15 protein-coding genes are annotated in these 16440 nt (G+C 47.9%); 5 read left to right on the top strand and 10 right to left on the bottom strand.

Translation table 11 applies throughout. The annotated features are described in order from the left end of the window. Positions 1 to 80: 80 nt before the first annotated feature. Complete coding sequence (locus FTT68_RS09045) at positions 81 to 920, bottom strand: SDR family oxidoreductase (protein WP_005180891.1); 840 nt, start codon at positions 918 to 920, stop codon at positions 81 to 83. A gap of 215 nt (positions 921 to 1135) precedes the next feature. Between FTT68_RS09045 and FTT68_RS09040 the strand changes: the two genes are divergently transcribed. From FTT68_RS09040 to phoR, 3 genes are all read left to right on the top strand, one after another. Further along, entirely contained in the window at positions 1136 to 1837 is a 702-nt protein-coding gene (locus FTT68_RS09040) for a TetR/AcrR family transcriptional regulator (protein ID WP_180083953.1), read from the top strand. A gap of 223 nt (positions 1838 to 2060) precedes the next feature. Continuing rightward, positions 2061 to 2771 carry a phosphate regulon transcriptional regulator PhoB gene (gene phoB, locus FTT68_RS09035; protein WP_005180894.1) on the top strand — a complete coding sequence of 237 codons (711 nt, stop codon included), beginning with the start codon at positions 2061 to 2063 and terminating at the stop codon, positions 2769 to 2771. Between the two features lie 9 nt (positions 2772 to 2780). Continuing rightward, positions 2781 to 4136, top strand: coding sequence for a phosphate regulon sensor histidine kinase PhoR (gene phoR / locus FTT68_RS09030; protein ID WP_180083951.1), 1356 nt, complete (start codon positions 2781 to 2783; stop codon positions 4134 to 4136). A 61-nt stretch (positions 4137 to 4197) separates the two neighbouring features. Here phoR and asd read toward each other — a convergent pair whose 3' ends face one another. From asd to FTT68_RS09005, 5 genes are all read right to left on the bottom strand, one after another. Continuing rightward, positions 4198 to 5049 carry an archaetidylserine decarboxylase gene (gene asd / locus FTT68_RS09025; protein ID WP_005180897.1) on the bottom strand — a complete coding sequence of 284 codons (852 nt, stop codon included), beginning with the start codon at positions 5047 to 5049 and terminating at the stop codon, positions 4198 to 4200. Next, positions 5046 to 5888, bottom strand: coding sequence for a sulfurtransferase (locus FTT68_RS09020; protein ID WP_005180899.1), 843 nt, complete (start codon positions 5886 to 5888; stop codon positions 5046 to 5048). Before FTT68_RS09020 ends, asd begins: the two co-directional genes overlap by 4 nt. Positions 5889 to 6055: 167 nt before the next feature. Next, positions 6056 to 7255 carry a nicotinate phosphoribosyltransferase gene (gene pncB, locus FTT68_RS09015; protein ID WP_180083949.1) on the bottom strand — a complete coding sequence of 400 codons (1200 nt, stop codon included), beginning with the start codon at positions 7253 to 7255 and terminating at the stop codon, positions 6056 to 6058. Between the two features lie 118 nt (positions 7256 to 7373). Next, positions 7374 to 7904: an ankyrin repeat domain-containing protein gene (locus FTT68_RS09010; RefSeq protein ID WP_005180904.1), complete on the bottom strand. Its 531-nt coding sequence runs from the start codon at positions 7902 to 7904 to the stop codon at positions 7374 to 7376. A gap of 185 nt (positions 7905 to 8089) precedes the next feature. After that, positions 8090 to 9604, bottom strand: a complete 1515-nt coding sequence (locus FTT68_RS09005) for a catalase (protein ID WP_005180906.1) — start codon at positions 9602 to 9604, stop codon at positions 8090 to 8092. Between the two features lie 222 nt (positions 9605 to 9826). Here FTT68_RS09005 and dtd point away from each other — a divergent pair, with 222 nt between their 5' ends. Beyond that, a complete protein-coding gene (gene dtd, locus FTT68_RS09000; protein WP_163145365.1) occupies positions 9827 to 10267 on the top strand; it encodes a D-aminoacyl-tRNA deacylase in 441 nt (146 codons plus the stop codon). Between the two features lie 69 nt (positions 10268 to 10336). On the opposite strand, the gene FTT68_RS08995 is transcribed toward dtd, so the two are convergent. The 3 genes from FTT68_RS08995 to serB form a co-directional block, all read right to left on the bottom strand. Continuing rightward, positions 10337 to 10822 (bottom strand): hypothetical protein, encoded by a 486-nt coding sequence (locus FTT68_RS08995; RefSeq protein WP_016658700.1) that lies wholly within the window; start codon positions 10820 to 10822, stop codon positions 10337 to 10339. 154 nt (positions 10823 to 10976) lie between these two features. Then, positions 10977 to 11312 (bottom strand): ciprofloxacin tolerance protein AciT, encoded by a 336-nt coding sequence (gene aciT, locus FTT68_RS08990; protein ID WP_005180916.1) that lies wholly within the window; start codon positions 11310 to 11312, stop codon positions 10977 to 10979. A 401-nt stretch (positions 11313 to 11713) separates the two neighbouring features. After that, positions 11714 to 12934, bottom strand: coding sequence for a phosphoserine phosphatase SerB (gene serB, locus FTT68_RS08985; protein ID WP_005180917.1), 1221 nt, complete (start codon positions 12932 to 12934; stop codon positions 11714 to 11716). A gap of 77 nt (positions 12935 to 13011) precedes the next feature. Here serB and FTT68_RS08980 point away from each other — a divergent pair, with 77 nt between their 5' ends. Then, positions 13012 to 14265: a hypothetical protein gene (locus tag FTT68_RS08980; protein ID WP_005180919.1), complete on the top strand. Its 1254-nt coding sequence runs from the start codon at positions 13012 to 13014 to the stop codon at positions 14263 to 14265. 63 nt (positions 14266 to 14328) lie between these two features. Here the strand turns inward: FTT68_RS08980 and ppk1 are convergent, their stop codons facing one another. Further along, entirely contained in the window at positions 14329 to 16392 is a 2064-nt protein-coding gene (gene ppk1, locus FTT68_RS08975) for a polyphosphate kinase 1 (protein WP_075175034.1), read from the bottom strand. Between the last annotated feature and the right edge of the window lie 48 nt (positions 16393 to 16440).

The raw sequence follows: 16440 nt of genomic DNA, 5'->3' as shown, positions 1-16440 counted from the left end.
AATTTCAGATAAATAAAAAATGAAATATGCTGAACAGCCACAAAAAAGCCCGCTTAACGCAGGCTTCTTTAAAATACAGTTTATTTACGGCCTTTGCCCAGCTGGGTCGCCACCGCCATCACCCGCTGATAGCCACTTGGGACAATCCGCTGAATTAAATCAATGGCTTTGGCATCATTACCAATCAACAAACGGCGTTTATCTTTTAAAACCGCATCCAGAATATCGCGTGCCGCATGCTCTGCCGGATAACGCAATAATTTATTAAAAGAGCGTATCGACTTTTCTGAATTCATGCCCAGACTGCTCAGACTGTCATTCATTTTCGCGGCGTTGGCAATATTGGTCCGAATTCCACCCGGATGCACACACAGCGCACTCACGCCACAGTTCTGGATATCCAGTTCCTGACGTAACGACTCGGTATAACCACGTACCGCAAATTTGGTCGCGTTATAGGCCGATTGGGTCGGCTGCGCAGTAATCCCGAACAGGCTGGAAATATTGACAATATGGCCATCGCCAGTCTGTTTGATATACGGTAAAAATTCTTTGGTGCCATGCACCACACCCCAGAAATTAATCCCGACAATCCACTCCAGGTCTTCATAAGAGGCACCTTCAACGGTCGATCCTAAGGCCACCCCGGCATTGTTAAAAATCATATTGACCGAGCCATGATCCTGCACGGTCTGTTCAGCCCAGTGCTTCATGGCCGCCCGATCTGCCACATCCACCTGTTCCGTAGTCACTCGCACGTTATAATCACTTAGCAAGGCTTTGGTTTTAGCCAGGCCTTCTTCATTGACATCACTTAAAGACAAATGACAGCCCTGCTGGGCCAATAAGACGGCCAGCTGCTGGCCAATGCCTGAACCTGCTCCGGTAATCGCCGCGACTTTATTTTTAAAATTTTTCATTCCGCTTCCTTTTTATGGATGGTCTTGCTGCGTCCCTTAGGCACGGCAACGCACTTCAATTTCACCACTCAAATATAATTTTGACAATAATCATTGTCAACACAAAAGCCCGCAGATTTCTGTCTGCTGCGTTCAAATCTGAGTGCCAAACTTCGCACTTAGAGCAAAATCTTGTTAATCTATAGCAATATAGGATGTGAACTGGCCTTTTTACTATGACCGAAGCACAACACCCCGCTCCCCCAAATGCGCAGAATACCCAAAATAAAGAGCGCCAATTTAAAGGATTATCGCTGAGCGAGCGCAAACAGCTACGCCGGGAAAAACTGATTGAAGCCGGCCTGCACGCCTATGGCACGCATGGTTTTTTTGCTGTAACGGTAAAAGATATTTGTACCGAGGCCAAACTCACCGAGCGCTATTTCTATGAATCCTTCAAGAAAAGTGAAGACCTGTTCCAGACCATTTTTTTACAGCTGATTGATGCACTGCAACACAATGTGATGCAGGCCATCATGCAGGCCTCGACCAATCCGCAAAAAATGATTGAAGCCGGTTTAACCGCCCTGCTGACTACGCTCAAAGACAATCCACAGATGGCACGGATTATTTATATTGATGCCATGCTGGTACAGGAACTGCATAATCAGGCCACCATTCAGGAAAGCATGGCGCGCTTTGACCGCATGATTCAGGCCTTTGTCATACTAATGATGCCAAACCTGCAGCATTCAGAACGCGAACTGTCATTAATCGCCAGCGGCCTGAACGGTTATGTCACCCAAATTGCCATCCGCTGGGTCATGAGCGGCTTTAAGCAGTCAATGGATGAAGTGCTCAGCGCCTGTAGCGTGGTGTTCATTTCCCTGCTCGAACATTTTTCCGAAGCGGAGCCAGAAAGTAGCAAAAAAGCCTGAATCCCTGTCATCAAACTGCAAGAAAAATTAAATATTTGAATCTTTTATTTAAATTTTTTTAAATGAATTCCGGATTCAGCCCATTCTGTACAAAAAATTGTCACAAAACATTGCGAAAATAGCGCTGTCTGCCCTTTCTGCAATGATACTGTCATAATTAATCTTTGTAATAAGCCTGTCATAAATATAAACGGTTCACCGTTCACTTATAGGGTATTGCGTTGTGAAAGATGACTACATTTTAATTGTCGATGATGAACTTCCAATCCGAGAGATGATCCATACCTCATTGGATATGGCCGGCTTTCATTGCTTACAGGCCGAAGATGCCAAACAGGCGCATCAGATGATCGTCGATCAACGCCCGGCACTGATTTTGCTGGACTGGATGATGCCTGGCGGTGTCAGCGGTGTTGATTTATGTCGTCGTTTAAAACGTGATGAAAACCTGGCGGAAATTCCGGTGATCATGCTGACTGCACGCGGTGAAGAAGACCACAAGGTTCAGGGTCTGGATGCCGGTGCCGACGACTACATGACCAAACCGTTTTCTACCCGTGAGCTGGTATCACGCATCAAAGCCGTACTGCGCCGTGCCAATGCCCTGAATGGTGAAAAAACCATTGATGCCAACGGCCTGATTCTAGATCCGGTCAGCCAGCGCGTCAGCTTTGGCGACAACATTCTGGACATGGGTCCAACCGAATATCGTCTTTTGGCCTTCTTTATGACGCATCCGGAACGTGCCTATACCCGTGCACAACTACTTGACCAGGTCTGGGGTGGCAACGTATATATTGAGGATCGTACCATTGATGTGCATATTCGTCGTTTACGCAAGGTGCTGGAGCCATTTGGCGCAGACCGCTTTGTACAAACGGTTCGTGGCACTGGATACCGTTTCTCAACCCGTGCGGATGTCGCCTTAGGTTAATCGCTTTTTATGTATGAACCATACCCTGTCCCCGAACTGGCCCGTGACCACAAGAATGTCCGTTACAGCAGTTTGTGGACTTTTGCCAAACAAGATCTCCGTTTACTGATCTTTTTTTTAGTAATTGCAGGTTTTATTGGTCTCGGGATCGAACAGTTCTGGATCTGTATTTTTATTGGCTTTCTGGCGTTTTTCGCCACCCAAATGCGCTCCCTCTATCTGGTCAATGACTGGATTGCCAACCGTCCCTATGATGTTCCCCCCAATTTGCATGGCATTTGGGGGGCTTTATTATTTAATGTCTACCGCTCGCAGCGTCAGGAACGTATTGTCCAGGCCGAAATGGTCGGGCTGATTGACCGCGCTCAGTCGTCACTAGTGGCCCTGGCCGAAGCGGTAGTGCTGATTGATGATAACCATCAGATCGAATGGTGGAACCCGGCAGCAGAGCGCCTGCTCGGCATTCAGCCACTGGATCGTGGTCGCAATATTTTAACCATTTTGCGCCAACCGGCATTTATTGAATATTTTCATCATATTGATCAGGCACCAGATGGCTTGAAAATCAAATCGACCGTGCTGGATGAACACTATGTGCAGGTCAAAATGACCCGCTTTGGTGGCGAAAGCCGCCTGCTGGTGGCACATGACATGACCCGGATGCACAATCTGGAACAGATGCGCAAAGACTTTGTCGACAATATCTCGCACGAATTACGCACCCCGCTGACCGTACTGAGTGGCTATATTGAAACCTTTACCGACCAGGAAGACATGAATCCGCGCTGGAAACGTGCCTTTGAACAGATGCAGTCGCAAACCCGGCGTATGAATGCGCTGGTCAATGACCTGCTGCTGCTGTCGCGTCTGGAAAATGAAAAGACCATTGCTAAAAACCAGATTATTGACATGCCAAGTCTGATGAACCAGCTGTTTGATGATGCGCATGCCTACAATATTGATTATGGCCATACCCTGAATCTGGATATCGACAGTCATTGCGACCTGATTGGCTCCGATATGGAACTGGCCAGTGCCTTTAGCAATTTAATTACCAACGCCATCAAATACACCCCGAAAGGCGGCACCATTACCATTGGCTGGCATGATGATGGCGAGCATGGCTATTTTAGCGTGCAGGACACCGGCATCGGCATTGATCCGAAACACCTGCCGCGTCTAACCGAACGTTTTTATCGGGTAGATAGCGCACGTAGCCGTCAGACCGGCGGTACCGGTTTAGGGCTGGCCATCGTCAAGCATGTCTTGATGCAGCACAATGCCTATTTAGAAGTGGAGTCCAAAGAAAATAGCGGCTCAACCTTTAAGGCCGTCTTTCCCAAAGAACGGCTGTATAGCCTTTAAACCGAATACCCATAAAAATGCCCGGATTAATCCGGGCATTTTTCATTTCAATACAAACAGCTTAGAGGCGATGACCCATGGCTTTGCCCATTTCCACCAGAGAATTGGCCTGATACTGCGCATCCCACTGCATTTTATCCTGTTCAAATAAAATCACTGCGGTAGAACCGAGATAGAAACGGCCTAATTCGGCGCCTTTTTCCAGGAACAGGTCATGCTGGTTCAGCTCCAAACGGCCCGATGGTTTGACCTTGCCGGTGGCAACCGTTTCAATACCGGCCACAATCATGGCACCCACCAGCACCACCGCCATCCGGCCCATCTCAGTATCAAACAGGCAGACCATGCGTTCATTACGGGCAAACAGTCCCGGAATATGTTCTGCCGTGGTCTGGTTCACTGAAAACAGCTCGCCCGGTACATACAGAGTTTCAGTTAAGGTACCGGCAAATGGCATATGCACCCGGTGATAATCCCGCGGTGATAAATACACAGTGGCAAACTGGCCATTTTTAAACGGCTCGGCCAGCTGTGGATCGGCAATCAGGTTTTCAACCGTAAAGTTCTGGCCTTTGGCCTGAAAAATTGCACCATCTTCAATTTTACCCAGCTGGGAAATCGCGCCATCAGCCGGAGAAACAATGCTGTTCGGATCGGCATCGACCACACGCACCCCATCTTTTAAGGCACGGGTAAAGAATTCATTAAAGGATTTGAATTTCAGGGCATTGCCTTGCTCGGCAATCGACATATCAATTCCGTACTGCATTTTAAATGCCTGAATTACTGCGTTTTTCACCATTGGGTGTTCACTGGCAGCAATTTTACCCACCACACGAGACAACTGGTGCTGGGGTACCACGCGCTGGGCCTGAATAAATAATTGTTTTTTTAAACGAGATGTGAGGCTCAAGACGGCAACTCTCCGGTAATGATAGGACTGTCGAGGCGATTGCCCCATTCACTCCACGCACCTGCATACGCCCGGATTGGCCAACCCAGTAAACGGCCCAGAATATAGGCCAGACCGGAACGATGATGAGACTGGCAGTACACCACCACCGGTTGGCTTAAATCAAAGCCAAGTTGTTCCAGACGTTGCTGCGTGCGTTCTAGCGGATGCAATTTTAAATGATTTTCGCGGTCAAGGGCAGTACTCCACTCGAAATGTCGGGCGCCCGGCATGTGACCGCCGCGTCGCGCCGCCAGTCGCTGTCCGCTATATTCTTCTGCAGTGCGGCAATCCCAGAGTTGCAGTTCAGCACTTTGTACCTGCTCTAATAACGCATCATATTGAATTTGATACTGATCATTCAGCTGTACCGGCACCAAATGCTCAACCGGCGCAAAGCTCGGCAGCTCCGACGAGGTCGGCAGACCGGCCGCCAGCCAGGCATGAATCCCGCCATTGAGCAGGCTAGTGTTTTCAAAACCTAAACAATGTAAATTCCACAGCAAACGCCCGGCCCAGGCTCCGCCTTCATCGTCATAGGCCACCACATGATGCTCAGGGGAAATATTTAAATAGCGGATCAGTTCTTCGAGGCCGTCCTGCTCCGGCAATAAACCCGAAGCATACTCTTCCTGACGCAGCAATAGTTTTGGCTTTACATGTAGCGCATGTGGAATATGCAGCTGTTCATAGACCGAGTTGCGGCTTAAATCGACAATACGTAATTTTTCACTGCCTAAATAGGGCACCAGGTCTTCGGCTTCAATCAACAGACCGAAATTGATCGTGGCATCATTCATCGTGGTTGTATGTTTTATCACTATCCTTGTCCCTGATGTTAGCACAAGTCATTTTTAGGATTATCCTGAATTTCTGCATTCCTTGCGCAGAAACATGGATAGAGGTCAACGCGCCAGCAGGGAGATGGCCAGGTCCAGCATCGGCTGAACCTGGCCTGTATTTTTGCTTATTCCTGAATATCAAACACCTGACGCAAATAAGCGAGGAAGGTGTCGTTGTCAGTCATGGTTTTACCCGGACTGTCGGAAATTTTGGCCACCGACTGACGGTTACATTCCACCAGCTTTAACACAATATTCAGCGGGGTTTGTCCCATATCATTGGTCAGGTTGGTGCCAATCCCGAAACTGACCTGAAAGCGGTCTTTAAAGTAGTTGTGTAGCGCCCAGGCTTTTTCCAGGGTCAGGCCATCACTAAAGGTCAGCATCTTGGTTTTGCTGTCAATTTTCAGCTTTTTATAATGGGCATAGGCTTTATCGCCCCAGCTATACGGGTCGCCACTGTCATGGCGCAGGCCATCAAACAGTTTGGCAAAATACAGGTCAAAATCACGCAGGAAGGCATCCATCCCGACCACATCGGTCAGGGCAATCCCCAAGTCACCCCGATATTCCTGTACCCAGGTTTCCAGTGCCGCTTTCTGGAAGTCGCGCAAACGCACATCCAGCGCCTGAAAGGCCTGTAAAAATTCATGCGCCATGGTGCCAATGGGAGTAATGCCAAGCTGTTTGGCCAGCAGCACATTGCTGGTGCCGCGGAATACACCCGGCGCGGCAGCATTAATCTGCTGCACCACATGCTTTTGCCAGGCAAAGCTGTAACGGCGGCGCGTACCAAAATCCGAAACCAGAAACGGCGGATCTTCCGGATTCTGCTCAGCGGCATATTGCTGTACCAAGGCTACTTTGGCCTGTAGACGGCGTTCACCTTCGGCCAGCACCTCGTCACTGCGAATATGGCTGAAATACAGCTCATTGACAATGGCTAGCACAAAAATCTCGAACATCATGGCCTGAACCATCGGGCCTTCTACCACAATATCCAGACGCCCTTCACTGTCGATGCCGGCACGAATAAAACGGCGTTTGAGCTGGAACAGCTCCAGATAATCCACAAAATCACTTTTGATAAAACGCAAGCTGCGTAAATACTGTAGTTCATCTTCTTTAAATTTCAGCAGGCACAGCAGATCAAGCTGATGGTTCAGATCATCCAGGATATCCGCGAGTGGATAAACCGTATCTTCAAGATTACGGCAACGGAAATGATAAAGACTGTGCGTTTGCGGAAACTTGTGTAATACCACTTGTAACATGGTGAATTTGTACAAGTCAGTATCAAGCAGGGATTGGATGATTGGCGCCATAACTTAGGAAATATCGCTGTGCTTATCTTTGCATTAAAGCATAAAAAGCCCTGCAATATTGCAGCAATTACATACAGCCAAGAGAAATATAGACCAAAGTACTGCTGTAAATAACAGCCTATTTATCTGCTTTTGTTTTAGGTTTTTCTGTTTCCTGGATGATTTTCTGTAGCTGTTTTTCCTGGCCAATCACTTTAGCAAATTCAGCCGTGGTTTTTTGTCCGGCCTTTTTGGCTTGGGCATCACAATCCACCTGACGCAGCTGCTTGGCAATGGCAAATTCCATTTTGAACAAGGCCCCCATTAAAGCGGTATTGCCGCGGTTGTCTCGGGCACAACGGTCTGCACCATGTTTCAACAAGGTCGTAACAATACTCTGGTGACCATAATAGGTCGCCATCATCAGCGGGGTATAACCGTCTTTATTGCGCACATCGACCGGAAAGCCATGCTTTAAAAATTCGTTGATAACTTCGCTATTACCAATTTTGGCCGCAGCGAAGAACAGGTCGACCAATTCCTGTTGTGAAGTCATCTGAACGCTTGCCACAGTTTTCGCAGGGGAGACATTCTTCACTTCAGCAGCAGTTGCGAATGCGCAACTGAAGGCAAGAATACTGGCTAAAAATGCTTCTGGCATAACTTTCATGATGAACTCCAACAGAAATCGAAAAGAAAATTTCAGTCACTCAGGATTCAATTCACCTGAGATGAGATAGAAACAGAGTGCCTGTAAAACTCCCCCTAGGGTGCAGGAAAGGTTTGGAGTTTTACAGGACTTTTCGGAGGTGATGCTCTATACCCTAGTCACCAGTTCCTCAAGACCAATCGAGATTAGTCTTTTAATTTTGCAGCTTTAGCTTTAACCGTCGCCAGGTTACCGTTCACCGCTTTGGTCATACGGGTACCGTAGTCTGCATCTGCCTTGTAGAAATAAGACAACATGATGTGCTTGGTTTCTGAATCTTTCACTGCACCTAAGTCAGCAGCCAGGTTCATGATCAGGTCATCTTTCTCTTTAGCTGTGTATGAACGGTACAGCTCACCTGCCTGCTTGAAGTTCTGCTCTTTCACGCCAATTTGCTGTACATGACCAGATAATGGTGTTTGTACCGCACGTGCTTTTTCAGTGGCAGCTTTTGGCTCTTTACGGCTTGGCTCATAGTTCACATCTGAGTCACGCTCAGATACATTCATGTAGCCATCCTGGTTATTGTTGTTCACATTTACCACTGGACGGTTGACTGGAATCTGCTGATGATTTGCACCCAGACGGTACATTTGTGTATCTGAATAAGAGAAGATACGGCCTTGTAACAGACGGTCTTCTGATGGCTCGATACCTGGAACCAGGTTACCTGGCGCAAATGCTGACTGTTCAGTTTCATTGAAGAAGTTCTTCGGCATACGGTTCAGGGTCAAGGTACCGACTTTAGTTTCTGGAACCAGCTCAGTTGGCCAGATTTTAGTTGGATCTAGCGGATCGAAATCAAACTTGCCCAGGTCTTTAGGATCAAGCACCTGAATATACAGATCCCATTTCGGGAAGTTACCTGCATAGATGTTGTTATAAAGATCATTGGTCAAATGGTTGAAATCTTTACCTTGCTGCTCAGCCGCTTCTTTCACGTTCAAGCCCTTCACGCCTTGTTTAGAACGGAAGTTGAATTTCACGTACTTGTATTCGCCTTTGTCGTTATACAGTTTGTAAGCGTGAACCCCAAAACCGTCCTGTTCGCGGTAGCTGGTTGGAACACCTTGCTTGCCGTATACATAGGTCAGCATGTTGGTTGCCCATGGCTGGCTCGACAAGAAATCAAACACACGGTTGGCATCTTGTACGTTAGTCACCGGGCTTGGCTTCATGGCATGAATGAAGTCTGGGAATTTGATCGCATCACGGATAAAGAAGACCGGTGTCTGGTTACCGACCAAGTCCCAGTTACCTTCTTGTGTGTAGAACTTCACTGCGAAACCATGTGGGTCACGTAGGGTCTCTGGTGAGCCTTTACCATGAATTACGGTAGAGAAACGTAGGAAAACTGGAGTTTTAGTACCGGCTTTGAACAATGAAGCAAGGGTCAGATCAGATAGGTCTTTGGTTGCAACGAATTCACCATAGGCACCCGTACCACGCGCATGTACCACACGCTCAGGAATACGCTCACGACCAAAACGTTGTAATTTTTGAACTAATTGTACATCTTGAAGTAAAACGGAACCATTTGGACCAGCAGTGATCGAGTTCTGGTTATCCCCCACTGGCGCGCCGTTATCTTTAGTTAATGGGGCAGCTTGTGCGGCTGTGACAGTTGCAAGCATTGCAACCAGTAATGAACGCTTAAACATTTCTAAATCTCTCAATTTATTACCTTTCCTGCATGGGCTAAGATACTCGAGAGTAAAAAATAGATAAAACTGATAATTTTTATAAATTCAATCGTGTTTTTAGATTATTTAAAATATTATCAAATATAGTCAATAGATTAGAATACATTTTAAGCAGAGCTAATCTGCAGACTTGCTGCGGTTCTTGTACAATGCACATAATTTTCAGTTTTTGAGTCAAATATGCGCGCATTATTACAGCGAGTGCTAGAAGCCAAAGTCGTTGTTGAGGGTGAAACAACCGGAGAAATTCAGCACGGTATCTTGGTCTTTTTAGGGATTGGTAAGGAAGATACCCTAGAAAAAGGCCAGAAGCTGATTGATAAAATCCTGAAATACCGTTTCTTTGATGATGAACAGGGAAAAATGGGCTGGAACGTTGCCCAGGCGGGCGGTGGTTTATTGCTGGTTTCACAGTTTACCCTGATGGCCCAGACCCAGAAAGGTTTACGTCCTGACTTTGGCCCGGCGATGCCCCCCGCGCAAGCCAAAGAACTGTATGATCAGCTGGTGGACTATGCCAAAAGCCAGTTTGCACAGGTAGAAACCGGTATTTTTGCCGCCGATATGAAAGTGCATCTGGTCAATGACGGGCCGGTGACCTTTCAGCTGGAAATTGAATAAGCCAATGCTTGGTGCATAAAAAAGGTCTTCCACTGGAAGACCTTTTTCTTGGGCGTTTCGACGCAGCAATCAGATTGATTTACCAGTTTTCTGCTTAATAAACTGACGCGCCATTTTAATTTTTTCTTTGACCGGTTTCGGCAGCTTTGGTGGTACCAGTTTCGCCACCTGGTTAAACCAGACCAGCAGACCAAAATCACCTTCCATTTTAATGGTGCCATTTTGCATGCCGGTCATAAAGGCAGTCGGATCGCCTTTCATCAGGGTTTTCACGCCCTGCTCGCTGTCGGCGAACTGCAAAATAAAATCGGCTTTTTCAGCATCACCCGACACGGTATCAATGTCGCCATTATTGACAATAATCTGACGGGCAAAACCGGTATCGGTACCAATCTGGATGCGGAACTGACGCTCATGAACCAACTCAATAAATTTAGGGCTGGTACGGGCTAGCTGCTTCATACGCAAAGCCAAACCTGTCACGAGTAAATCAAGCGGATCCGTGCTGACATCAACCAGAGGAAGTTTCACGACAGGAATTGAGGAAAGTTTCATGACGTCCGGGCCTATTGTAATTGTTGGGTTAGATTGCTTTTCATCCTACCATAAACAGCTGATTTTTCAGCAAGGCTTTGTATAACAATCATTATCGAAAGTAAAAAAAAATGTACATGACTGTACATTTTTTGGACGTCTTATCTGTATAGACTTAACGGCTGGAATACTGCTGCTGGTCATCTTCATACACTGGGGTATGTTCGATATAACGTCTTTTGGCCAATGCACGCTCTGCACGACGGTCTTCGCGTAGCAAAAGCAATGTCACAACAATCATCGCCAGGGTTAATGCAGACAGATAGCTGTAGGTCACAGGCAGTTCAAAAACAGTTTGTACGCTAAAACGGACCGTTTCCAAAATACCCCAGAATGCCATACCGGCCAACATGAAGCTTAACCAACGACGATAAGGCGAAAAGAAAACAGCAATCAAAGCAGCCGCTACCAAGCTCAAGCCGACTATAGTTGCTAAATTCGCTGTTAACATAAAAACCTCCGTCCAAAAATGGATGTGGATCTTGTCGAGTCCCCATGCCATCTTCAATACTTGTAAATGAATGGCAAGGCCAATTTCAAATCTATGGAAGCATTATGAGTAGTTTTCTGGATAAAAAAAGACTTAAATTTTGACCACGCGACACACATTGTCGCAATATTATATTGTCATTACACTTTTTTAATTTTAAAGATTTCTGAAGATAAGGCTACTCCTTCTTTCGCGTGTCATTACAAAAAAACAACCTGCAAAACTGCCCTGAAAAATATTTTTTTCGATGTTTTTAAAGCAGATTTCGATTCAGTCAAAAAATGAACATTTGCCCTTGTTCACTGATTTTGCATAAAAAAAGCGCAGCCCTTATGCTGCGCTTGATTCAACCTGTGATGTGCTTAAGCCCGGTTCAGGTCTTTATCATGGACACCTAATAGATACAAAACACCATCCAAGCCAACGCTGGAAATCGCCTGATTGGCATTTTCACGTACCAGCGGTTTGGCACGGAAAGCAACCCCCAGACCGGCAATGGATAGCATTGGCAGGTCATTGGCACCATCACCTACCGCAATGGCCTGCTCCAGAGAAATACCCATTTTCTCGGCCAGTTCACGCAGCAACAGGGCTTTACGCGCACCATCCACAATATGGCCTTTCACTTCCCCGGTTACCACGCCATGCTCGACATCCAGAATATTGGCATGTACTTCATCAATCCCCAGCTTGTCCTGCAGATATTCGGCAAAGTACTGGAATCCGCCCGATAGAATCGCAGTGCGATAGCCCAGGGCTTTTAAGGTCGAAATCAGACGCTCGGCGCCTTCAGTCACGGTTAAACGCTCGGCGATTTTTGGCAGAACCGACGCATCCAGACCTTTTAGCAAGGCCACACGGGCACGGAAACTTTGCTGGAAATCCAGCTCGCCCTGCATGGCACGCTCGGTAATTTCAGCCACTTGTGCACCGACACCGGCTTCAATCGCCAGTTCGTCAATCACTTCCTGCTCAATTAAGGTTGAGTCCATGTCAAAGCAGACCAGACGACGGTTACGGCGATAAGCATTGTCTTCCTGTACCGCGACATCGACGCTTAGCGCGTTGGACAGGCTTAAACAGGCGGCACGCATGGCTGCGGCATCGAGCATCTGACCGCTTAAACCAAACTGCACACAGGCACGTTTTGGCCCCTGGCTGGAACCATCTGCTGCCGGACGGCCAGACAGACGGGTCACGGTCTCAATATTGAAACCCTGGCTGGATACAATTTGTGTTACTGCCTGCAGATGAGAGGCATTGAGTTCTGGCGCCAAAGCCGTCACGATGTAACGAGTACGGCCACCTTCATTGACCCATTGTTCATACTCTGTTGCAGAGATCGGTTTAAAGCGCACAGTTAAGCCAATATCATGTGCTAAAATCAGGATCTCTTTCATGGCTAATGCGGTAGCCGTCTGGTCATCTGATGAGACGACAATACCTAAAGTCAACTGGTTATGAATGACCGCCTGACCGACATCTAAGATTTGTAAGGAATGAGCGGACAGAACCTGCATTAATCGAGTAAACTGATTCGGTTGGTCAGGTCCTAAAAATGATATAAGAATGATTTCTCGCATGAATTGACTCGGGTCTGAGCTACAACTATTGTTAGAATCATAATCGAAATTAAGTAGAATTACTTTGGAAGTTTACGTTGAATGCGCCTAGACAAGGGCTATTTGCTAGCCTACTGACCATAAGTTTTGCCTTGCATACCTTTTTACTGGTACTGGCAACGACTCACCAGCTCAATGAAAATCGGGCCAGTCAAGGCCAGCTGATCACCAGCCAGCTGGTCACAGACAGCCTGTCCGAGCTGGAACCGGCCAATACCGTTTCACTGGCGCTTCTGGCCGATCGTTATGCCACCAACCCGAGTATTGCCTCAATTCGCATTCTGAATACCAACAATCAGGTGCTGGCCACCGGTGGCCTGGCCAAAACCCGTCAGGGTGAAGTCTTTGTGCGCGATGCGCTGCAAAACGAAAAGAAAGTCGGCACCATTGAAGTGACCCTGGTCAAACCAAGTATTGGCGAAATTCTGCGCACCCAGTGGATGGCGATTCTCAGTTCGCTGTTTATTCATGCCCTGCTGTGGCTGGCCTATCGTGCGATTGCCCGTCCAAGCCGTTCAGAATATCTGGCGCGTATCAACAATGAATCGCGTCTGAAACACGAAATCCAGAATCTGACCCAGGCACTGGAGCAGGAAAAACACAATACCGCATTGGCGATTGCACAGGCGCAGCAACAGGCCAAAGCCGCACCAAAACTGAAAGAAAACAAACCGGCCCCGGTTGATCAGCATACAATTTCGTTAAACATCCAGTTCTATGATCCGAAACAGTTGATGGATACGGTCAACAAAACCGTTTCGGTGCCGTATTTTAATCTATGCCAGATTTTCCTGAATAAGAGCATCGAGCTGTGTGTGCAGCACTATAAACTTAGCCAGCAGGATATCACCACGGTACAACCATTCCATGAAGATGGCGCCACCTTAAGCATGTCGGCCGATAAACCGAATGCAGCACCGTGTCTGGCGATGATTGGCACCGTGTTCCAGCTGCTGTCTGAAGTGCTGTATAAACGCTACCGTGAAGAAAAACGCTTTGTGCTACAAACCCGCAGTGCACTGTCCAGCCCGGTCGATGCCATGCAGCTGTCTTCGGTGCAGGCGGCAGAACGCTTGGTCAGCCAGCTGTCAGCTAAGGAAAATGCGGTGCATTTACCGCATGAATTACTGAAAACCCTGTCCGATCATTATGAACTGGTCAGTATGCCAAACCCGACCAATGTGCTGACCCGGCATGCCTATATGGTCAATGGCATGGACAGTGAAGCGGCCGAACTGGCCCAGCAGTTAAGAACTGAAATTTTACGTGGCAAGCACTCTAAAGCGTCTTAAGACGCAGCAGCCGCTGTCGTCTGATCAAAATCCTGACCCGTGTCAGGATTTTTTGATAGAGGCTTAGAGTTTGAGGAGCTTTTTTTGCAGTAAATAGGCCTGTGCACTGTGCAGGGGCTGTTCCGGTTCCGGCTGCACTTTCTGCCAGTGGCCATCGGACTGCAATTCCCAGGCATTCTGGTTGTCATTTAAATAGCTGCGTAAACCATCTTCGACAATACATTTCTTGATCTTGCTGTCCAGAATCGGGAAACAGGTTTCAACCCGTGAGAACAGGTTACGTCCCATCCAGTCAGCGCTGGCACAGAACAGTTTTTTCTCGCCGCCATGTTCAAAATAATAGACGCGGGTATGTTCCAGGAAACGACCGACAATCGAACGCACCCGGATATTGTCTGACATGCCCGGCACTTGGGGAATCAGGCAGCAAATCGAACGGATAATCAGATCAACCTGCACCCCGGCCTGCGAGGCACGGTATAGCGCCGCAATCAGTTGTGGCTCGGTCAGGGCATTGACTTTAATCATGATCTGCGCGGCTTTGCCGGCCTGGGCAAATTCAATTTCCTGTTCAATCAGTTTCAGCAGTTCAGTGTGCAGGGTGAACGGCGCATGCAGCAGGTTTTTCAGTTTGGCCATTTTGCCCATGCCGGTCAGTTCCTGGAACATGCGGTGCACATCTTCACAGATATCCGGCTGGGTGGTCATCAGGCCGTAGTCGGTGTACATGCGCGCATTGCCGGCATGGTAGTTACCGGTGCCCAAGTGCACATAACGCACCAGCTGGTCCTGCTCGCGGCGTACCACCAGAATCATTTTGGCATGGGTTTTATAGCCGACAATGCCATACACCACTACCGCACCGGCTTCCTGCAGCACGTTGGCAACCATGATATTGGATTCTTCGTCGAAGCGGGCACGCAGTTCAATGACCGCAGTGACTTCCTTGCCATTACGCGCCGCTTCAGCCAGTACCTGCACAATTTCCGAGTCCGGACCACTGCGATACAGGGTCTGTTTAATTGCCAGCACATGCGGATCTTTGGCCGCTTCTTTGAGCAGGCTGATCACCGGCTGAAAAGAATCAAACGGATGATGCAGCAATACATCCTGCTTTTTCAGCACCTCAAAAATTGGTTTCTGCTTGCGAAATACCGGCGGAATCACCGGACTAAAAATCGGATATTTCAGTTCCGGACGGTCAAAACTGGTGGTGAGACGCGACAGGTTAATCGGGCCACTGGTCTGATACAGCTGCTGCTGATCCAGATCAAACTCATCTAGCAAGTAGTCAATAATGCTCTGCGGGCAGTCATCTTCAATTTCCAGACGCACCGCACGACCAAAACGGCGTGATGACAGTTCATCTTTTAAGGCCACCGCCAGATCATCGACATCTTCCGACAGAATCAGGTCGGCATTTCGGGTCACACGAAAAGCATAGCAGCCGGTGGCTTTCATGCCCGGGAACAGGTCATTGATATGCTGCTGGATAATCGCCGTCAGAAAAATCTGTTCCTCACCCTCCCCGGCCACTTCAGGCGGCAAGGCAATTAAGCGCGGCAAGGAACGTGGGGCTGGCACAATCGCCATTTCAATTTCACGGCCAAAGGCATCCTTACCTTCCAGACTGACAATAAAGTTCAGGCTTTTATTGACCAGTCGCGGAAACGGATGTGACGGGTCCAGACTGATTGGGGTCAGTACCGGCTGGACCTGTTTGGCAAAATACTGGGCAATCCAGGGTTTATGCTTGTCCTGAATTTGTGGATATTGGATAAAACGAATCCCGGCCTGCTGCAACTGCGGCAGAATGTCCTGATTTAAGGTGCGATATTGCAGCTCGACCGCCGCATGAATTTCTTCAGATAACTGTGCCAGCACCAGTTCGGTCGGAATTGCATCCGGAGTGCGGGTCAGGGCATTTAAATCCAGCTGTTTCATTAAACCCGCCACGCGGATTTCAAAAAACTCATCCAGATTTCGGGAAAAAATAATCAGAAAGTTTAAGCGTTCCAGCAGCGGCAGACGCTCATCCAGCGCTTGGGCCAATACCCGTTGATGGAACTCGAATAATGCCAGTTCCCGATTGAAATAGGTCATGGATGAATGCTGAAAATCGCTCATATCTCACTCTATGCTGTCTTACAACAGTCTGTTTGTGCCGCCTCTGTG

It is taken from the genome of Acinetobacter sp. Q85-2, assembly GCF_013420555.1.
GTDB classification, from domain to species: Bacteria; Pseudomonadota; Gammaproteobacteria; order Pseudomonadales; family Moraxellaceae; genus Acinetobacter; species Acinetobacter indicus.
Note: the sequence above shows the minus strand (reverse complement) of the source record. Positions and strands in the feature narration are given on the sequence as shown.